Source organism: Chelativorans sp. ZYF759 (genome assembly GCF_012911015.1).
Lineage (GTDB): Bacteria > Pseudomonadota > Alphaproteobacteria > Rhizobiales > Rhizobiaceae > ZYF759.
In genome coordinates this window covers 49,700-69,572 of record NZ_WVVV01000007.1, presented here as the reverse complement: position 1 = coordinate 69,572, position 19,873 = coordinate 49,700, and the positions used below count along the sequence as shown (strand labels likewise).

At 64.7% G+C, this 19,873-nt stretch carries 17 protein-coding genes; 10 read left to right on the top strand and 7 right to left on the bottom strand.

Annotation, left to right across the window (positions count from 1 at the left end):
• The first annotated feature begins 110 nt into the window (after positions 1 to 110).
• Entirely contained in the window at positions 111 to 296 is a 186-nt protein-coding gene (locus GRZ55_RS13125; RefSeq protein WP_169287391.1) for a DUF1059 domain-containing protein, read from the top strand.
• On the opposite strand, the gene GRZ55_RS13120 is transcribed toward GRZ55_RS13125, so the two are convergent.
• From GRZ55_RS13120 to GRZ55_RS13110, 3 genes are read right to left on the bottom strand one after another with little or no spacing between them, the layout of a single operon-like run.
• Positions 297 to 1,562: a CCA tRNA nucleotidyltransferase gene (locus GRZ55_RS13120; RefSeq protein WP_169287390.1), complete on the bottom strand. Its 1,266-nt coding sequence runs from the start codon at positions 1,560 to 1,562 to the stop codon at positions 297 to 299.
• Positions 1,559 to 2,191, bottom strand: a complete 633-nt coding sequence (locus tag GRZ55_RS13115) for a CoA pyrophosphatase (protein ID WP_169287389.1) — start codon at positions 2,189 to 2,191, stop codon at positions 1,559 to 1,561. Before GRZ55_RS13115 ends, GRZ55_RS13120 begins: the two co-directional genes overlap by 4 nt.
• Complete coding sequence (locus tag GRZ55_RS13110) at positions 2,191 to 2,826, bottom strand: DUF1285 domain-containing protein (protein ID WP_169287536.1); 636 nt, start codon at positions 2,824 to 2,826, stop codon at positions 2,191 to 2,193. Before GRZ55_RS13110 ends, GRZ55_RS13115 begins: the two co-directional genes overlap by 1 nt.
• 149 nt (positions 2,827 to 2,975) lie before the next feature.
• Between GRZ55_RS13110 and GRZ55_RS13105 the strand changes: the two genes are divergently transcribed.
• The 4 genes from GRZ55_RS13105 to GRZ55_RS13090 are packed head-to-tail and all read left to right on the top strand — an operon-like array spanning position 2,976 to position 9,791.
• Entirely contained in the window at positions 2,976 to 3,983 is a 1,008-nt protein-coding gene (locus tag GRZ55_RS13105) for a MoxR family ATPase (protein ID WP_169287388.1), read from the top strand.
• Entirely contained in the window at positions 3,983 to 4,900 is a 918-nt protein-coding gene (locus tag GRZ55_RS13100; RefSeq protein WP_169287387.1) for a DUF58 domain-containing protein, read from the top strand. Before GRZ55_RS13105 ends, GRZ55_RS13100 begins: the two co-directional genes overlap by 1 nt.
• Positions 4,897 to 7,722 (top strand): DUF4159 domain-containing protein, encoded by a 2,826-nt coding sequence (locus GRZ55_RS13095; RefSeq protein WP_169287386.1) that lies wholly within the window; start codon positions 4,897 to 4,899, stop codon positions 7,720 to 7,722. The genes GRZ55_RS13100 and GRZ55_RS13095 overlap by 4 nt, the downstream gene beginning before the upstream one ends.
• Positions 7,719 to 9,791: a hypothetical protein gene (locus GRZ55_RS13090; protein ID WP_169287385.1), complete on the top strand. Its 2,073-nt coding sequence runs from the start codon at positions 7,719 to 7,721 to the stop codon at positions 9,789 to 9,791. Before GRZ55_RS13095 ends, GRZ55_RS13090 begins: the two co-directional genes overlap by 4 nt.
• A 146-nt stretch (positions 9,792 to 9,937) precedes the next feature.
• Here GRZ55_RS13090 and GRZ55_RS13085 read toward each other — a convergent pair whose 3' ends face one another.
• The gene (locus GRZ55_RS13085) at positions 9,938 to 10,465 is read right to left on the bottom strand and encodes a GNAT family N-acetyltransferase (protein WP_169287384.1); all 528 of its coding nucleotides are present in this window, start codon (positions 10,463 to 10,465) and stop codon (positions 9,938 to 9,940) included.
• Between the two features lie 285 nt (positions 10,466 to 10,750).
• Here GRZ55_RS13085 and GRZ55_RS13080 point away from each other — a divergent pair, with 285 nt between their 5' ends.
• Positions 10,751 to 11,740, top strand: a complete 990-nt coding sequence (locus tag GRZ55_RS13080) for a glutathione S-transferase family protein (protein WP_169287383.1) — start codon at positions 10,751 to 10,753, stop codon at positions 11,738 to 11,740.
• A gap of 3 nt (positions 11,741 to 11,743) precedes the next feature.
• Here the strand turns inward: GRZ55_RS13080 and GRZ55_RS13075 are convergent, their stop codons facing one another.
• Positions 11,744 to 12,211, bottom strand: coding sequence for an NUDIX domain-containing protein (locus tag GRZ55_RS13075; RefSeq protein ID WP_368856616.1), 468 nt, complete (start codon positions 12,209 to 12,211; stop codon positions 11,744 to 11,746).
• A gap of 68 nt (positions 12,212 to 12,279) precedes the next feature.
• On the opposite strand from GRZ55_RS13075, the gene GRZ55_RS13070 reads away from it, so the two are divergent.
• A complete protein-coding gene (locus tag GRZ55_RS13070; RefSeq protein ID WP_169287382.1) occupies positions 12,280 to 13,209 on the top strand; it encodes a metallophosphoesterase in 930 nt (309 codons plus the stop codon).
• Here GRZ55_RS13070 and GRZ55_RS13065 read toward each other — a convergent pair.
• Entirely contained in the window at positions 13,206 to 13,892 is a 687-nt protein-coding gene (locus GRZ55_RS13065; protein WP_169287381.1) for a hypothetical protein, read from the bottom strand. The two genes, GRZ55_RS13070 and GRZ55_RS13065, sit on opposite strands and share 4 nt — an antisense overlap.
• 139 nt (positions 13,893 to 14,031) lie before the next feature.
• Positions 14,032 to 15,699 carry a 2-isopropylmalate synthase gene (leuA, locus tag GRZ55_RS13060; protein WP_210257348.1) on the bottom strand — a complete coding sequence of 556 codons (1,668 nt, stop codon included), beginning with the start codon at positions 15,697 to 15,699 and terminating at the stop codon, positions 14,032 to 14,034.
• A 436-nt stretch (positions 15,700 to 16,135) separates the two neighbouring features.
• Between leuA and GRZ55_RS13055 the strand changes: the two genes are divergently transcribed.
• The 3 genes from GRZ55_RS13055 to GRZ55_RS13045 are packed head-to-tail and all read left to right on the top strand — an operon-like array spanning position 16,136 to position 19,844.
• On the top strand, positions 16,136 to 16,669 hold the full coding sequence (locus GRZ55_RS13055) for a 2Fe-2S iron-sulfur cluster-binding protein (RefSeq protein WP_169287379.1): 534 nt from the start codon (positions 16,136 to 16,138) through the stop codon (positions 16,667 to 16,669).
• Positions 16,666 to 17,649 (top strand): xanthine dehydrogenase family protein subunit M, encoded by a 984-nt coding sequence (locus GRZ55_RS13050; RefSeq protein ID WP_169287378.1) that lies wholly within the window; start codon positions 16,666 to 16,668, stop codon positions 17,647 to 17,649. Before GRZ55_RS13055 ends, GRZ55_RS13050 begins: the two co-directional genes overlap by 4 nt.
• Positions 17,646 to 19,844 carry a xanthine dehydrogenase family protein molybdopterin-binding subunit gene (locus GRZ55_RS13045; protein ID WP_169287377.1) on the top strand — a complete coding sequence of 733 codons (2,199 nt, stop codon included), beginning with the start codon at positions 17,646 to 17,648 and terminating at the stop codon, positions 19,842 to 19,844. The genes GRZ55_RS13050 and GRZ55_RS13045 overlap by 4 nt, the downstream gene beginning before the upstream one ends.
• Positions 19,845 to 19,873: the final 29 nt, after the last annotated feature.

The following is a 19,873-nucleotide window of genomic DNA, read 5'->3' as shown; positions in this document are numbered from 1 at the left end:
TATGCAGGTCGATCAAATCGTCGAAACATGGAAACGGTGCGCCGCAATCCGTGTTACTATTATACACCGCGCAATGGGCGCGGCTCACGCAACATGAGAGGAGAAAGCCCATGAAGGAATATCATTGCGGTACACTCGTTCCCGGTTGCGACTGGCACACTCGGCACGAAGAAGAGGCCGAGGTCATTCGCCGGGCCATTGAGCACATGCGCGAAGCGCATGGCGAGACTGTCATCCGTGAGACGATGGTCGAGGCCATACGCTCACGCATCCAGAATGTGCGGCAAGCCGCCTGATCATGTCTTGAGCACGGCCGCGCGCGCCAGCAGGGCGTCGCGGTCGAGTGCGAAATTGCTGTCGATCCATTCATCTTCGAGGCGGGCGAGCAGAGACCCGAGTTCGGGCCCCTGAATCGATCCCGCCTCGATCAGATCGGCGCCGCGGATCGGCATCTGGGGTTTTTTCCATTTTTCGGCCAGGCCCAGCAGGCGCGAGAACCCGCCGGCGCGGTAGAGTTCGGACGTCTCGGTCAAAGCCTTGCCACGCGCTGTCGCCAACGACAGTCGCAGCCGGTCCTCGATCCCCTCCCGTCCATGCCGGTAGAGCAATCTGGCCATGGCGCGTTCGTCCGTGTCCGGTTCGATTGCCGGCGCCTTCGCCCAGGACGCAACCCGCGCCGCGTCTGCCTTCGAGAGCCGGAGCCGGTCCGCCATCGCCTGTAGCCGCGCCGGATCAGGCGGAACAATCGCTGTCAGCCGCAGCAGCGAGTCGGGTGACCAGCCGAGATCGGTCTCCGCCCCAACCAGAGGATGGATCGTGTCGATCCCCCATTTCTCGGTTTCAGGCAGGATCGTCGACAACACGCTTGTCGTGCGCATCCACAGCAGCGCCCGGGAGGGGTCCCTTGCGCCGAGCAGACGTCGTATCTCCGCCCACACGCGTTCTGCTGACAGCCGGCTCATCCCCTCCTTGAGCTTCGCGCAGGCCTTGAGACCCTCGGCATCAGGCCGCCCTGCCCCGTAGGTCGCGAAAAATCTGAAGAACCGCAGGATGCGCAGATAGTCCTCGCGAATTCGCGCCTCCGCATCGCCAATGAACCGCACCCGCCGCTCTTCCAGATCCTTCAGCCCGCCAACGAGATCGACCACCGTGCCGTCGGCGCGCGCATACAGCGCGTTGAAGGTGAAGTCGCGTCGCTCGGCATCGCGCTTCCAGTCCTTGCCGAATGCCACCTTGGCGTGCCGGCCGTCCGTCTCGATGTCGTCGCGCAGTGTCGTGACCTCGAAGGGCTGGTGTTTCGCCACCACGGTGATGGTGCCGTGTTCCTTGCCCGTCGGAACGGTCCTGAAGCCTGCCGCCTCCGCGCGCGCCACGGTTTCATCCGGCAGGTTCGTGGTCGCGATATCGATATCGGCGACCGGCTCGCAGATCAGCGCGTTGCGCACCGCGCCACCCGCAATCCTGGCCTCCTCGCCATCGGCCGAAAGCGCGGCAAGCAGCCGCTGGAGAACCTCGTCTTCCAGCCACTCGGCTTTGCCCTTGATCGAGGGGCGAAGGCTCAACGGTAGAGCCTTTCGTACATGGTGCGGATGATGCCGGCGGTGACGCCCCAGATGTGACGATCCTCGAATGGCATGGCGTAGAAGAAGCGCTCGCGCTCGTTCCAGACGCGGCTGTCGCGCCGGTGATTTGCAGGATCCATCAGGAAGGCCAGTGGCACCTCGAAGGCATCGTCCACCTCGTGCGGGTTGATCGACAAGTCGAAGCCAGGCCGCACGATGCCCAGCACGGGCGCTATGCGGTAGCCGCTGCCCGATACGTAGTCCGGCATGCGCCCCACCACCTCGATCTCGTCGGGTGGCAGGCCGATCTCCTCTTGTGTCTCGCGCAGCGCAGCGAATTCGGGCGTGGGATCGGCCGCGTCGATGCGCCCGCCAGGAAAGGCGATCTGGCTGGCATGGTTGCGCAAATTGGCGGTGCGCTGGGTCAGGATCACGCTCGCTTCGGGACCATGGTCCACCACGGCAATCATTACCGCCGCGTCGCGCAACGTGTTGCCAAGAATGAGCTCCCGCAGATCCGGGTTCAGCCGGTGGTCACCCCAGTCGTCGCCGCTGAAGGGGCCCGTCTCGCGTGCGGCGCGGCGGCGGAAATCAGCAGCCGAAAACGGGCGGGCGGTCATCGCATCCATCATGCGTCTCCGCTCAGCCGCTTCAGCCGGTCCATTGGCATGACCGGAAAGACCGCGCCATTGGAGCGCACCGCGAACATCGTGACGCCGTCGATCTCGATTTCCTCGCCGATCTGGGCGATCTCGTACATGACCGGTCGCGCCACCAGCGCTTCAAGCCGCCCGCGCACGTGCAGATAGGGCTTCAGGCCATCGGTCCCTTCCTCATCGACGAATCGCAGCGGATGCTCCGGACCTGCCTCCACCACATCCCCGACATTGGTCCGGAAGGTCAGAACCTGATCCTGTCCCGTGCCGTGTACATTCATCTCCACGGCGACGAAATGCGCATCCTCGACCCGGATGCCAACCTTTTCCACCGGCGTTACCAGATAGGTCTTGCCGTCCTCATCCTTGCGCAGCACCGAGGCGAACAATTGCACCAGCGGCATCCGCCCGATCGGGGTGCCCATGTAGAACCAGGTCCCATCTGCCTTGATCTCCATGTCGAGATCGCCGCAGAAGTCGGGATTCCATTTGTCGACTGGCGCCGACCCTCGCTCGGAGCTGGTCGCCCTCGCAATCAGAGCTTGCAGCCCGGCCGCATCGCTAGCCTCGCTCAGGCCCTGTCTGCTATCGTTTGGATTGGAAGCCATCGTCACGAAATAGTCACTGTTGTTCTGCTTGTCAGCCATCCCGGGTCATTTAATCTGCCGTTTGGCAGCGTTCTTGCAAAGCGGTATCGCTGCGGCCCGATCGCGCGGCGGCGGATCGTCGATTTCCGGCAAACGAGGGACGAACGCGAATGAGCGTAATTGTAAAGGAACCGGCTTTGACCGAGGCTGAAATGGTGACCCAGGCCGAAAGGGCGCTGGAGGACATTGCCCGGGTCCGTGCCGGCGTGGGGCGGGTCATTTTCGGTCAGCAAAGCGTTGTCGAGCGGACGCTGGTCGCGATCATGGCGGGAGGCCACGCGCTGCTGGTCGGCGTGCCGGGCCTGGCCAAGACCAAGCTCGTGGAAACATTAGGGGTCGTCCTCGGCCTCGATGCCAGCCGCATCCAGTTCACCCCCGATCTGATGCCTTCCGACATTCTCGGTTCCGAAGTGATGGAGCAGGATGAGACCGGACGCCGCTCCTTCCGCTTTCTGCCTGGTCCCATATTCGCTCAGCTCCTGATGGCCGATGAGATCAACCGCGCCAGCCCGCGCACCCAGTCGGCGCTTCTGCAGTCGATGCAGGAATATCACGTCACCGTTGCCGGCCATCGGCACGACCTGCCGAAACCCTTTCACGTGCTCGCCACGCAGAATCCGCTCGAGCAGGAGGGCACCTACCCTCTGCCCGAAGCCCAGCTCGACCGCTTCCTGATGCAGGTCGACATTCTCTATCCGGACATCGAGGCGGAGCGCCGCATCCTTATCGAGACGACCGGCACCAGCGATGCCGCCGCCGAGAACGTGATGAGCCCGGACCGGCTGCTCGAAATCCAGCAGCTCATCCGCCGCATGCCGGTTCCCGAAAGCGTGGTGGAGGCCATCCTGAGGCTGGTCCGTTCCGCCCGCCCGGGCCAAGGCAACGAGGAGGTCGACCGGCTGGTCGCCTGGGGACCAGGCCCCCGCGCCAGCCAGGCGCTAACGCTGTGCGCGCGCGCCCGTGCGCTCTATGACGGCCGGCTCGCGCCGTCGATCGATGACGTCCACGCACTGGCCGAGCCGGTTCTCCAGCACCGCATGGCGCTCAGCTTCGCCGCCCGCGCAGAAGGCACGACAGTGCGCGACGTGATCGCGCAGCTCGTCAAGTCGGAAGGCTGATGGCGGCGATCGGCGAGGCAACCTCTCGCGTCGCCACGCGCGAAGCGCTCGGTCGCGCGCGGCAGCGCGCCTCTCTCGTGCCCGATCTGCTGGTCGATGCGCGGCGTGTGGTCAACACGGTGATCGCCGGCTGGCACGGGCGCCGCAAGCGTGGCATCGGCGAAAATTTCTGGCAATTCCGTCCCTATGTCGAGGGTGAGGCCCTGTCGCGGATCGACTGGCGCCGTTCCGCGCGCGACGACCACACCTATGTGCGCGACCGCGAATGGGAGGCCGCCCATACCGTCTGGCTGTGGGCCGACCCCTCCCCTTCGATGCTGTACAAATCGGCGGCCGCGACTGTGTCCAAGGACTCGCGCGCACTCGTTCTCATCCTGGCGCTGGCCGAGCTACTGTCGCGATCGGGCGAGCGGATCGCCTGGCCCGGCCTCACCGACCCGATTTCGACCCGCAACGGCGCCGAACGTCTTGCTTCGCTTCTACTTCAGACGCCCGTCCCGGCGGCCCGGCCCGAACTGAGCCAGATCAAGCGCTACAGCGACATGATCATAGCCTCCGATTTTCTCGATCCGGTCGAGGACACTCTGGCATGGCTCGCGCCGCTCGCCGAGCGTGGCGTACGCGCCCACCTCATCGAGATTGCCGACCCGGCCGAAGAGAACTTTCCCTATTCCGGCCGCACCGAATTCCGTGATCCCGAAAGCGGCTTGCGATTGACCGCCGGCCGTGCGGAGACGCTTGCCGACGACTATCGCCGCGTCTATGCCGCGCGCCGCCACGAATTGTCGAGTTGGGCCAGAAAACGCGGCTGGAGCTTTACGGTCAACCACACCGACCGGCTGGCCTCCGAGGCGCTCGTGCGCATTCATGGCGCGATGTTCAATCAGGCTGCCTTCGCGGGCGGAGGCCGGGCATGACTTGGCTGCCGCTTTCTTTCGGCGCACCCATGGTATTGGCGGGGCTCGTGGTCCTGCCGGTGATCTGGTGGCTGCTGCGCATGACACCGCCCAAGCCGCAGATGGAAATTTTCCCGCCGCTGCGCATCCTGGCGAGCGTTCTGAAGCGCGAAGAGACGCCGCATCAGAGCCCATGGTGGCTCACCCTGCTGCGCCTTGTGATGGCGACACTCATCATTCTGGCCCTCGCCGACCCCGTGCTCAACCCGCGTGAGCGCATGGCGGCTGGCGGCGGGGCCACGGCGATATTGATGGACAATGGCTGGGCTTCGGCTTCCGACTGGCAAGTGCGGGTGGCCACGGCCGAGCGCCTCATCGCCGATGCGGAAGCCAGCGGCGTGCCCGTCATACTGGCCTTCTCCGCGGAGGAGGCCAATGAGCCGGCTGGTCCTTTCGATGCTGCCGCCGCGCGCGATCGGCTGAACGCTGCCGCCCCCCGACCGGTGCCAGTCGACAGGGTTGCCGCCGCCGAACGCATTGCCTCGGCTCTCGAAGGTCTTCCAGCCCCCGGCCTGGCGCTTCTCACAGACGGGCTCGCCGCGGACGAGGACGAGGCCGTATGGCAGATCTTCGCCGATAGCGGCATTGGTCGCCTCATATGGGCGCAACCCGACCAGCCCACCATGCTGGGCCTCACCGGCGGCGACAATCTCGCCGATGTCTTTGCCGTGACCGCCATCCGTCCGCAGAGCGACACGGCACCGCGCGACGTCACCGTGGGGGCCTATGACGATCGCGGTCGCCGCCTCGCCGACGCCGCCATTTCGTTTGCGACGGGAGAGATGGAAGCCCGCGGCGAGATTCGTGTACCCTTCGAGCTGCGCAACGATTTCTCGTCTCTTTCGATCGACGGAGAGATGCATGCTGCCGCGACGCGCGTCCTCGACGAGAGCCGGCGCCGCCGCCGCGTCGCCCTCATTTCCCAGGCCGAAGGCGACCAGGCGCAACCGCTCCTGTCGCCCCTCCACTACATCAACCGCGCGCTCGAGCCCTATGCCGACATCGTAAGCGCTTCCAGTCCCGACCTCGCCGAGGCCATTCCAGAACTGATCGAGCAGGGGCCGGCGGTCATCGTGATGGCCGATGTCGGAACCTTGCCTTCAGCTGCGCGGCGCGCCGTGATCGACTGGGTCGAAGGCGGGGGCACGCTCGTCCGATTTGCGGGGTCGAGACTCGCTGCCGCAGAAAACGACCCCGACCTCTTGCCCGTCCGGTTGAGGCTGGGTGAGCGCGCCTTGGGCGGCACGCTTTCGTGGACCGAACCGCAGGCAGTCAGCGAGTTCCCGCCGTCGGGGCCCTTTGCCGATCTCAGCCCGCCTTCGGAAGTCACGGTGACCCGCCAGGTGCTCGCGGAGCCTTCCGCCGACATTGTCGACCGGACCTGGGCCAACCTTGCCGACGGCACCCCGCTCGTGACCGGCGACCGGCGCGGCGATGGCACGCTGGTGCTCTTTCATGTGACACCAGAGGCCACCTGGTCGAACCTGCCCATCTCCGGCAGCTTCGTCGAGATGCTGCGGCGCATCGTCCAGATTTCGCGCAACCAGGCGGTTGTCGATGCCAGCGGCGAAGAACGCCGCGCGTCCCTGCCGCCTTACCGCATGATTAGCGCCAATGGCACGCTGGTCCCGCCGTCGCCTGACGCGCGGCCGCTCGAGATATCGGGAAGCACCCAGTCCGTCACTTTGCGCAATCCGCCCGGCCTCTATGGGACCGACGATGGCGTCATCGCTCACAACCTTCTTGGGCCGGACTCGCAGCTCGCGGCGATTGACGTTCCCCAGACCGAACTGCCGGTGACCCGCATTGCCTACGCTTTCGACGAGCAACAGGACCTGCGCGGCCCGCTGCTGGCGGCGGCGGTGGCCCTCATGATCCTCGATTCCCTCATCGTCTTGTGGATGGGCGGGCTTCTGCGCCGCCGCCCGCGGCTCGCGGGCAGATCAGCCGGCGTCGCAGTCTTCGTACTGGCCGTCGGCTCGGTCCTGGCCCCCGGCACGGGCCTGGCGCAGTTCGACGATGCGCGTCCAGGCGATGACGAGGCGATCGCGGCCATTTCAGAGACCCGCATTGCCTATGTCATCACCGGCGATTCCTCGATCGATTCCATCAGCCGGGCCGGGATTGCCGGCCTCTCGCGCTTCCTGACCGACAAGACGGCACTGGAACCCGGACAACCTTCCGGCGTCGACATCGAAACCGACGAACTGAGCTTCTACCCGCTCATCTACTGGCCAGTGGACGAGGCCACGCAGATGCCGTCCGACGAGGCCCTGTCGCGCATCGACGCCTACATGCAGCAGGGCGGCACTGTGCTTTTCGACACGCGCGACCAGTATGGCGCTGGCCTCTTCGACGGGGCCGCAAGCCCTGGCACAATGCGACTGCGCGAAATCCTGAGCGGCATGAACGTGCCGCCACTCGAGCCGGTGCCGGACGATCACGTGCTGACCAAGACCTTCTACATCCTGCACGAATTCCCCGGGCGCTATGCCGGCGGACCGCTCTGGGTGGAGGCAATGGGCGATGGCGAGGCCGATCCCGAACGCCCCGTTCGCCAAGGTGACGGCGTGACCCCGATCATGATCACGGCGAATGACTTCGCCGGAGCCTGGGCCGAGGACGCCAACCGCCGCCCGATGTTGCCGACCGTTCCTTCCGACCCCATGCAGCGCGAGTTCGCCATGCGCGCCGGCGTCAACATCATGATGTACATGCTCACCGGCAACTACAAATCCGACCAGGTTCATGTGCCCGCCATTCTCGAAAGGCTTGGCCAATGAACTGGACTGTCACCTTCGAGCCGCTGCTGTCCCTCACCTGGCTGGGCGCCACCCTGATCCCGCTCGCCCTTCTCGTGATCGCCGGACTGTTGCTGCGGGCCCGTGGCGGCTTCCTTCGCCTTCTGGCGCTCGCAGCACTCGCGCTGGCGCTCTTCAATCCCGTCCTCCTCGACGAGGAGCGCGAGCCGCTGCAGAGCGTGGTGGCCCTGATTGTCGACCGCAGCCAGAGCCAGGATATCGGCGATCGCATGGACCAGGCCGACCAGGCGCTGGAGGCGCTCCAGTCGCGTCTGGAGCGCTATCCACAGTTCGAGGTTCGCACCGTCGAGGCCGGCGGTCCGGGAACGGACGACCGCACCCAGACGCGGCTGTTCGGCGCGGTCGAAAGCGCCTTCCGCGACGTGCCCCCCTCGCGCGTCGGCGGCGCGATCATGATCACGGACGGCCAGGTGCATGACGTGCCGGCCGCGCTATCCGATCTTCCCGGTCCTCTGCACGCCCTGATCACCGGCCAGGACGACGAATTCGACCGCCGAATCCGCTTCGAACGGGCCCCGCGTTTCGGTATTGTCGGCCGCGAGATCGACATGTCCTATCGCGTCATCTCGACTGAGGACGAGGACAGTTCGATTTCCGTCAGCGTCCTGATCAATGGTGAGCGTGTCTCGACCGAGAGCGCCGTCATCGGTCAGGAGATGCCGCTGCGGATCACCCTGCCCAATGCCGGCCGCAACATCGTGGAACTGGCCATTGAAAGCCATCCCGACGAGATCACCGACATCAACAACCGCACCATAGCCCTGGTCGACGGCATCCGCGAGAACCTCCGCGTCCTCCTGGTCTCGGGCGAGCCACATGCGGGCGAGCGAACCTGGCGCAACCTCCTGCGCTCCGACGCCGCGGTCGATCTGGTGCATTTCACCATCTTGCGCCCGCCCGAAAAGCAGGACGGCACGCCGATTCACGAGCTTTCGCTGATCGCCTTTCCAACGCGCGAACTCTTCGTCGAGCGCATCAACGATTTCGACCTGATCATCTTCGACCGCTACCAGCACCGCGACGTGTTGCCGATCCTCTATTACGACTACATCGCCGAATATGTGGAGAATGGCGGCGCTCTGCTCGTCGCTGCCGGCCCCGAATATGCCGGCATCCAGTCGATCGCGCGGACCCCTCTGATGTCAGCGCTGCCGGCACGTCCGACGGGCGATGTCGTGGAACAGGCCTTCTACCCGCGGCTCACGGAGACCGGACAGCGCCACCCCGTGACGCGCGGCCTGGAGGGCTCGCAGGCCGAGCCCCCGCAATGGAGCCGCTGGTTCCGCCAGATTGGCATCAGCCCGGTCAACGGTGCCGACGTGGTGATGCAGGGCGCCAACGAGGAACCCCTGCTTCTACTGGACAGGCGTGGCGAAGGTCGTGTCGGCCTGCTCCTTTCAGACCATGGCTGGCTTTGGGCACGAGGATTCGAAGGCGGTGGCCCGCACGTCTCGCTTTACCGTCGCATGGCCCACTGGCTGATGAAGGAACCAGAACTCGAGGAGGAGCGCCTTACGGCGGATGGTCGCGGCATGACGCTCGACGTCACGCGCCAGACCATGGCCGAGGAAGTCGGGAGCGCGACGGTGCTCGCCCCTTCCGGAGAAACCCTTGAGATCGCGCTCAGCGAGTCCGCCCCCGGCACCTTCACGGGCAGCGCGGAGGTCGAGGAGATCGGGCTCTACCAGATCGGGCATGGAGACCTGACAACGCTTGCTCATGTCGGGCCCGTGAACGCACCGGAATTCGAAGGCACCGTGTCGACGACGGAACTCCTCGATCCCGTCGCCGGGGCCACGGGCGGGATCGCGCGCCGCATAGAGGCCGGCCTGACCGGCAATCTGCAAATTCCGAACATCGTTCCCGTACGCCCTGGTGCGGAGACCGCCGGCCGCGACTGGATGGGCCTGCGCCAGACCGATGACAGCGTCTTGCGCTCGGTCAGCCGCGTCCCACTATTTGCTGGCTTCTTCGGCCTGGCCCTCTTGCTGACGGTGATCGGCTCGATGTGGTATCGCGAGGGGCGGTAGTCGCCTAAGAAACCAGGCACCGCAAGCAAGCCATCACAAGCCGGTCCCTGTCGAAGACGGTCCGCCAGCGGGTCATCTTTTCGTGTCCTGGTTTCGTGTTCTTGGGCCGTTGGAGGCGTCCCGGCTCGAACGCTCGAAGAGTGGCCTTAGGCGCGCTCCCCCGCTGCGCGCGCCAGTGCGGCGTGGCGAACCTCTCCAGTCAACATCTCGACGGCGCCGGAGTGTAGTTCGGCGGCCAGCAGGCGTGCCGGGTCGACGGGCCGCGGCATGGTCAGCTGACCGCGGGGTATGGGCTTGAAACCGAGCGGACCGTAATAGGGCGCATCGCCGACGAGCACCACGGCCCCCCATCCCGCCACCGCGGCTGCCTCCACCGCTATGCGCACCAGCCTCTTTCCGATGCCGAGATTTTTCCAGGCCGGCCTCACCGCCAGCGGTCCAAGCAGCAGGGCCTGCCCTTCGCCGGCGTTGATCGGCGTCAGCCTGACCGAGGCAATGACCTTGTCCCCATGCAGCGCCACGAACGAAAGGTCCCGCGCGTGCGGCCCCCCTTCACGGATCTTGAAGGCGGCGCGCACAAAACGGCCGGGGCCAAACGCTTCTTCGTTGATGGCTTCGATTTCCGGGTCGTGCGCGGCGTCTTCCGGCACGTAGGCGACATCTGCGAGGCTCATGGCTGAGGATTCCGGATCGAGGAGACAAAAATGGAGACGGCCACGACTGGCCGCGCGCGCCCGCTAGGCGCGTTCCATCGATCGTCGTCGCTGAACCGAAACTCGTCTCACATTGTCTCTCCCGAAATCGTGAAGCTGGCTAGCACCCTTTCCATGAGGCGTCCAGCAACGAAATGGCCCGGTGCGCTCCTTCATCCGCGCCCGTTGACAATGCGTCAACACCGCAACCCGTTTGCCCTTGGGCCGTTGGCACTTAAATCCCCGGCAACACAAGGAGCAACGACGATGGGTCTTCTGGTCAATGGTGAATGGCAGGACAAGTGGTATGACACGAAGGAGACCGAGGGTCGGTTCGTGCGCCAGGAATCGAAATTCCGTGATTGGGTCACGAGGGACGGGCAGCCCGCCGAGGGTTCGAGCCGTGGTTTCAAGGCGGAAGCGGGCCGCTACCACCTCTACGTTTCCTATGCCTGTCCCTGGGCCCACCGCACACTGATTTACCGCAAGCTGAAGAAGCTCGACGACGTGATTTCCTATTCCGTCGTGCACCACTTCATGGGCGAGAACGGATGGACGTTCCTGCAGGAAGACGGCGCCACGGGCGATCCGCTCTACGGCAAGGAGTTCCTGCGCGAGATCTACACCAAGGCCGACCCTGAGTTCACGGGACGGGTGACCGTGCCCGTGCTCTGGGACAAGAAGACCGAAACGATCGTATCAAACGAGTCGTCTGAAATCATCCGCATGCTGAACGCCGCATTTGACGATTTCGGCGATGCCTCCCTCGACCTCTATCCGTCGCCCCTGCGCAGTGAAATCGACTCGATCAACGAGCGCGTATACCCCTCCATCAACAATGGCGTCTATCGCGCCGGCTTCGCGACCACCCAGCATGCCTACGAGGAAGCCTTCGACGAACTGTTCGACGCGCTGGAGGAAATCGAGGAGCGACTGGCGCATGACCGCTATCTGGTCGGCGACCGGGTGACCGAAGCCGACTGGCGCCTCTTCACGACGCTTGTGCGTTTCGATGCGGTCTACTACTCGCACTTCAAGTGCAATCTGAAGCGCATCGCCGACTACCCCAACCTGTCGAACTACGTGCGGGAGCTCTATCAGGTGCCCGGCGTGGCGGAGACGGTGAACATGCTGCACATCAAGCATCACTATTTCGGCAGCCACGAAACGATCAACCCGACCCGTATCGTTCCCAAGGGGCCGATGCTGGACCTCAATGCCCCGCACGATCGCGACCGCTTCAAGAAGGCCGCGTAACTCTCACCACTCCGCTGCCGCCGGCTCGCCGCCGAAGACCTCGGCGAGCCGGCGCCTCGTTGCAGACGTGGTTCCGTCCGGGAGGGAATCGAGGGGGAAGAACCCGGCCTCCGCGATCTCGAGATCGGGTCGTTTTGGACCCCGTACCTCGAAACTGCGCACCAGGTAGAGCGCGACATGGTCGCGCGGACTGGCTTGCCTGTTTTGATGCAGCGACACCAGCGCGGCCGGCCCGGTAATCGCCACGTTGCCCTCCTCCTCGATCTCGCGCCCGAGAGCCGCCTCGGCGGTCTCTCCCTTCTCGACACCACCTCCGGGAAACTGCCAACCCGCCACATAGGTGTGGCGCACCAAGAGCACTGTCTGCGCCGTTTCGTCATGGACGATCCCGCGCACACCGAGCGTCATCGGTCGTCGGATGAGGAACCAGCCGTGGAACAGCCGGTTGCGAAACCGCGTTGTCAGACGCACTGCCGGACCTCGTGGCTTGCGCAACGCAAGGACTGGCACGTGCTGTTTTGCTCGCTTAGAAGTGCCTCATGTTCAAACTCGCTCATTTTTCCGATGTCCATCTGGGTCCCCTTCCGGGGGTATCCTATCGCGATCTCATCTCAAAGCGCATCACGGGCTACATCAACTGGCACCGCACGCGCCGCGACAGCTATCATGACGGCGTGATCAGCGCGATTGTCGAAGACATGCGCGCCAATGCGCCCGACCATGTCGCGCTGACGGGCGACCTCACCAATCTGGCCCTCGACAAGGAGATCGCGGCAGCCCGTCAGTGGCTGGAAAAGCTCCCTTTCGAAACGGATCATGTCTCGGTCATTCCCGGCAATCACGATGCCTACGTTCCCGGCGCGCACGACAAGGCCTGCCGGGCCTGGGCGCCCTGGATGACGGGCGACGGCATGAGCCTCGGCGCGCACAGGGACACTTTCCCCTATCTGCGCGTGCGCGAAAACACTGCCTTCATCGGCATATCGTCGGCCCGCGCGACTGCCCCGTTCGTCGCCGCCGGCTTCTTCGAGCAGGCACAGGCCTCGCGCGTGGCTTCCGTCTTGGATGAAACTGGCAAGCAGGGCCTGTTCCGGGTCGTGATGATTCACCACCCACCCGTGCGGGGAGCGACCGGTGCTCACAAGCGCCTATTCGGCATCCGCCGGTTTCAGAAGATGATTGCCGAGCATGGCGCGGAACTCGTTCTGCACGGTCACACGCATCTGGCGACCACCTCGTGGATCGCCAGCCCAGCCGGAGCGCACACCGTGCCGGTCGTCGGCGTTCCAGCTGGCGGTCAGAGCCACGAGGAAGGCCGCACTCCGGCCCAGTATAACCTCTTCGAGATCGGTGGATCGCCGGGCGCCTGGTCTGTGCAACTGCAACGACGCGGCATCACGGGTCCGGCCACACGCGTGGAAACGGTAAAGAGGGAACAGCTCTTTGGCGAGGGCGCAAAGCGCCCCTAAGGCACGAGGCCGAGCATCGGCGCGACATGTTCCCAGGCGATCGCAGCCGCAAGCCCGGCACCGACCACCAGCCCAAGAAGCACGATGCCGAATCCCCGCATGACCTGACCGGTTCGCTCCCGCGTGTCCGGGCCCTTCCGCTGGGCGAAATCGGACGGCGACGAAGAGACGGAAACTTCCGCGCGTCCATCGCTTCGCGATGGCAAGCTGGCAGGCTGCGCATCTGGCTGTGCAGGGACCGCTTCCAGACGTACGGGTTCCGCCTCTCCCTCGAGCACGCGTTCGCGTTCCACGATGCGCTCCGCCACGTATCGGGTGACACGTTCGGCAACGGACTTCACGTCCAGTGTCTCGGCCAGCACCACACGCCCGAGGCGCGTATCGCGGACGAAGCGATAGCTGCGTCGGTCGCGACCCATGGCGACATGCGCGACGGCGTCGATCCATAGCCTGGGCTGGACTCCGGCGGAGATGGCAAAGTCGAAACGATCGTCCTCGCTGGGCACTTGGGCGAAGACGGATTGCAGTTCCTCGGCAAGCAGTTCCAGCCTTGCGCGCTGCATCTCCCTCAGATCAACCACCACGTCGTCACGGTCGGCGAGGTCGTTCTTCACCGAACGAATTGCGGCGCGCAAGTCGGGGCCGCCGTGCTGGTTCGTTCGGGTTTCTGCGCTGTCGGTCATGGCGATGGTTCCGGCGCTCACGGTTGTGGTTAACCAATGATTACCACGCGACAAAGGCGAAATCACGCCGCTTCGCCGCCGCATCACATGAAAAGGAGCGGACCGGAGGACCGCCCCTTCCTCGTCACTACGAGGAAAATTAGTGCCGTAACATGCGATTGGCCGCCGACACGATTGCCTCCAGCGATGCCGCCACGATGTTGGTGTTGATGCCGACACCGAACAGCTTTCCGCCAGGATGCTGCATTTCCATGTAGCAGATGGCCGCTGCATTGGAGCCCTGCTGCATGGAATGCTCGGAATAGTCGTTGACACTCATCTCAAGGCCGAGATGGCGCGAGAGCGCGTCGACGAACCCGTCCACCGGTCCCGTTCCCGTGCCCGTGATGGTGACCTCCTGGCCCTTGTCGAGTATCACCGCCTCCAGCACGCGCCGCCCTTTCACCTCGGTGTCGGGATAGGTGTGGTGATCGATGAATTTCAGCCGGGCGTCCGGCTGGTCGACATACACCTCCATGAACCGCTCGTGGATGCGCTTTACCGGCACCTCCTTGCCTTCGCGGTCGGTGATGTTCTGGATGTCCTGGCTGAACTCCACCTGCAGCCCGCGCGGCAGGTTCAGCCCGTAATCGGCCTGCAGCACATAGGCGATGCCGCCTTTGCCCGATTGCGAATTGATGCGGATGATCGCCTCGTAGGTGCGCCCGACATCCTGCGGATCGATCGGCAGATATGGCACTTCCCAATGCGGCTTGTTCGCCTTGGTCTTGGCCTTCATGCCCTTGTTGATGGCGTCCTGATGCGAGCCGGAAAACGCCGTATAGACCAGTTCGCCCACATAGGGGTGACGCTCTGGGATCTTCATCTGGTTCGAGTACTCGTAGACATCCTTCATCCTGTTGATGTCGGAGCAGTCCAGCATCGGGTCTACGCCTTGCGTGTACATGTTGAGCGCCAGCGTCACGATGTCGACATTGCCGGTCCGCTCGCCATTGCCGAAGAGCGTGCCCTCGACACGATCGGCGCCGGCCATCAGGCCGAGTTCGGTCGCCGCGATCCCGGTTCCGCGGTCGTTGTGCGGATGCAGCGACAGTATGATGGAATCGCGCCGGTCCAGGTGACGGTGCATCCATTCGATCTGGTCGGCATGGATGTTGGGCGTCGACATTTCCACAGTTGCGGGCAGATTGAGGATCAGCTTGTTTTCAGGCGTCGGATCCACGATCTCGGTCACCGCGTTGCAGATCTCCAGCGCCACTTCGAGCTCGGTGCCGGTGAAGCTCTCCGGCGAATACTGAAAACGATAGCCACCGCCGGCCTTTGCGGCCATGTCGGTGATCATCTTTGCCGCATCGGTGGCGATCCGCTTGATGCCGGCCACGTCCTTTTCGAAGACCACCCGGCGCTGCAATTCCGATGTCGAATTGTAGAAGTGCACGATTGGATGGCGGGCGCCCTGGAGAGCCTCGAACGTACGGCTGATCAGTTCGGGCCTGCACTGCACGAGGACCTGCAGCGATACGTCATCTGGAACGTTGCCCTCCTCGATGGCCCAGCGCGCGAAGTCGAAATCGGTCTGCGAGGCGGCCGGGAAACCGATCTCGATCTCCTTGAAGCCCATGTCCAGCAGGAGCTGGAACATGCGCGCCTTGCGATCGTGACCCATCGGGTCGATCAGCGCCTGGTTGCCGTCGCGCAGATCGACCGAGCACCAGATCGGTGCCACTTCGATGCGCTTGGCGGGCCAGGTGCGGTCGGGCAGGTCGACGAAGGGATAAGGCTGATATTTGCGGCTTGCATCCGGCATGCCCTTGTTCGGACTGCCCGCGATGGTTCTTGCGTGGTCGTTCATGGTCTTTATCTCCCGCGCCGGTCGCGTGGTTCCATGCCACGAGCCGCCAGGCGCTTCCAACAGATTTCTGAAATCGGTGCTTCGTCAGGAGCAGGCGCCGTGGGCGGCAAACCGACCGCCGGGCGCTCCTTCAGCGGACCCGGCGATCGCCGCTAAGGCCGAGCAGAAGCGAGGAGAGCGCGCGCGCGGGTGCGACCGGCAGAGCCGAAAGGGAAACGACAGTGATGTCGGCGCGCGAAAACATGGGAAGTTAGATACCTAAGCGACAACGGCGATGCAAGTGGGTGGATGTTTTGCATGCCGGCCGGCTTTGTCAGGAACCTGCGGGACGGCTCGGGGCTTGTAGGGGAGAACCCGATTTGAAACCACTCTCCCATATGAGGCGCTGCGCATGAATGCGGCAGGAAACCCCACCGCCCAGACACAACTCGCCATCAATGGCCGGGACTACCGACTCGACGCCGACACCCGCACCACGCTGCTCGATGCGTTGCGCACCCATCTCGGCCTGACGGGTTCCAAGAAGGGTTGCGACCACGGCCAGTGCGGCGCGTGTACGGTTCTGGTCAACGGCCGGCGGGTCAATTCCTGTCTGACGCTGGCGTGCATGCATGACGGCGATGAGATCGTCACCATTGAGGGTCTCGGCAAACCCGGGCAGCTTTCGCCCCTTCAGGAAGCCTTCGTGCGCCATGACGGCTTTCAATGCGGGTATTGCACGCCGGGCCAGATCTGTTCGGCGACCGCCATGATCGAGGAGATCGCAGCCGGCTGGCCGAGCCATGTCACCGACGATGGAACGGGCAAGCCCCAACTCACCGTCGAGGAAATATCGGAACGCATGAGCGGCAACCTTTGTCGCTGCGCCGCCTATCCGAACATCGTCGACGCCATACTCGAAGCCGCTGGAGGCAAGCGCGCATGAGGCCGTTTGACTACGCACGCGCCGCTTCGTCGGCGGACGCAGCGCGCCTCGCACGTGAAGGCGCTACATTCATTGCCGGGGGCACCAACCTTCTTGACCTCATGAAGCTGGAAGTGATGACGCCCTCGCGGCTCGTCGACGTCAGTCGGTTGGACCTCGCAGAAATCGAAGCGACGGACGCGGGCGGAATTCGGATCGGCGCGATGGTGCGCAACAGCGACCTGGCGGCGGATGAGGGTGTGCGGCGGAACTACCCCGTCCTGTCGCGCGCGCTTCTTGCGGGCGCCAGCGGGCAGTTGCGCAACAAGGCGACGACCGGCGGCAATCTGCTGCAGCGCACCCGCTGCTACTATTTCTACGACACGGCCATGCCCTGCAACAAGCGCGAGCCGGGAAGCGGCTGCCGGGCGATCGGCGGCGTCAACAGGTTGCATGCCATCTTCGGCACCAGCGAGCACTGCATCGCCACGCATCCGAGTGACATGGCCGTCGCGATGCGCTCCCTCGATGCCGAGGTCGAGATCGAGAACGCCGAAGGCCGGACGCGACGGATCGATCTGGGGGCCTTTTACAGATTGCCAGGTGACACGCCGCACATCGAGACGGTGCTGGAGCCCGGCGACCTGATCACGGCGGTTGTCCTTCCGCCACCCGGCGGCGACCGGCAGACCTATCGGAAGGTTCGCGACCGGGCGTCCTACGCCTTCGCGCTCGTTTCGGTGGCGGGTGTCATGGCGCTGAAAAACGGCCGGATCGCGCACGCATCGCTTGCGTTCGGAGGGGTCGCGCCCCAGCCATGGCGCGACGAAGAGGTCGAACACTTGCTCCAGGGCGAAGAGCCATCCTTGCCCCTGTTCCAGCGCGCAGCCGACGCGCTCCTTGCCGACGCATCGCCGCAGGAAGGCAACGCCTTCAAGGCCCCCCGCCTCAAGCGTACCCTCGTGGCGGTCTTGTCCGAACTTTGCGGAGTCAAAGCATGACCCTTCACCTCAAGATGGATGAACCGGTCGATCGCGACCGCCTTGAAGACATGGTCCAGGGAGTGATCGGCGAGCCAATTGATCGGCCGGAAGGTGAGCTCAAGGTGACCGGTCGGGCGCCTTATGCCATGGAACAGCTTCCTGAAAACTGCCATCACGGCGTTCTCGTCCGCTCCACCATCTCCAAAGGTCGGCTGGCGGACCTCGACAAGACGACCATCGAAGCTCTGCCGGGTATCAGACTGGTCGTGACGGATCGGCGTCTGCTGCGTAATCCCGCCCAGGGCATGGCTGGCGAAGCGCCGGTACAGGAAACCGACAACATTCACTTCTTCGGCCAGCCTGTCGCGCTGGTGGTGGCTGAGACCTTCGAACAGGCACGGCACGGTGCACAGCGGATTGTGCAGCAGCTTCAGGCGGACACGAAGGTCGTCGTCAATCCGGACGATCCCGAGGCCGAGATCGAGACGCCCCGGAAGAAGCAGGCGTCGACGGGCGATCTCGACAAGGCCATGCGCGAGGCAGCCTTCACCGTCGACCAGCATTACACAACGCCTGGGCACGTGAGCGCCGCGATGGAGCCCCACGCTTCGCTCGCCTCCTGGGACGGCGACAGTCTCACCTTGCATGGCAGCTACCAGATGCTGCGCTTCAACCGCGCCGAACTGGCCGATGCGCTCGGCATCGACGAAGACAAGGTGCGTATTCTGGCGCCTTATGTCGGCGGCGGCTTCGGCTCCAAGCTCGGCATCGCGCCCGAAGCGGTCGCGGCAGCCATCGCCTCGAAGGAACTCGGCGTGCCGGTGGCCGTCGCCATGACGCGCCAGAACGTTTTCGAGATGGTGCTTCGCCGCTCCGAGACCAGCCAGCGCATCCGTCTCGCGGCGGACAAGGAGGGACGCCTGATCGGAATTGGCCACGAAGCGCTGGTTTCGAACCTGCCCGACGAGTCGTTTTCCGAGCCGGTCACGCAGGCCACCCCGTTCCTGTATCGCGGCGAGAACAGGCTCATCGGCCATCGCATCGCGCGCATCCACCGCACACCAGCCGGCTCCGTGCGAGCGCCGGGCGAGGCGGTCGGCCTCACCGCCTTGGAGATCGCGCTCGACGAACTGGCTGAGGTCTCCGGCATCGATCCCGTCGAGCTTCGTCTGCGCAACATCCCTGAGGAGGACCCCTCCCAGGGCATTCCCTTTTCGTCGCACACGCTGGCCGAGGCGCTGACGACCGGCGCGGAACGGTTCGGTTGGGAAAGCCGTGACCCGAAGCCCGGCACGGTGCGCGAAGGCGAATGGATGATCGGCCTCGGCATGGCCTCGGCAGCCCGCGTCAACATGCTGATTGAATCCAAGGCACGCGTGACGCTGACTTCCGAAGGCCGGGCGGTGGTCGAAACCGACATGACCGACATCGGTACGGGTACCTACGCGGTGCTTTCCCAGCTCGCGGCCGAGATGCTCGGCCTGCCGATGACCGAAGTCGAGACTCGGCTCGGCGACACCGGCCTACCGCCGGCTTCCGGCTCGGGAGGTTCCTTCGGCGCGGCCTCGAACGGCACGGCCGTTTTCCTCGCCTGTGAGGAAATCCGCCGCCAGATCTGCGAGAAGCTCACCTGTGAGCCCGACGATCTGACGCTGAAGGACGGCCATGCCATTGTCGGCAATCGCAGGGTCCCGCTTGCCGAGATGCTCGACGGGGCCGAACTCTCAGCCGAAGGCCATACAGAGCCCGGCGATGCGGAGGACAAGGTCCGGCAGGCCACCTATGGCAGCTACTTCGCCGAAGTTGCGGTCAATGCGGTCACGGGAGAGACCCGTGTCCGGCGCATGCTGGGTGTCTTTGCGGCCGGGCGCATCCTCAATGCCAAGACCGCACGCTCGCAGTGCCTGGGCGGCATGACGTTCGGCATCGGCATGGCCCTGACCGAGGAATTGCTGCACGACAAGCGAGACGGCCACATCGTCAACCGTGATTTTGCGGAGTACCACCTTCCCGTCAACGCCGACGTCCCCCAGATCGACATCGTGCTGCTTGAGGAGCGCGACCGCTGGGCCAACCCTCTGCAGGCCAAGGGGATCGGCGAACTGGGCATCTGCGGCGCCGCCGCCGCCGTGGTCAATGCGGTCCACAATGCGACCGGCGTGCGCGTGCGCGACCTCCCCGCGACCCTCGACAAGGTGATCGGCGGGTTGTGACGATATCGCCCGCATGAGGGTATCGGGCG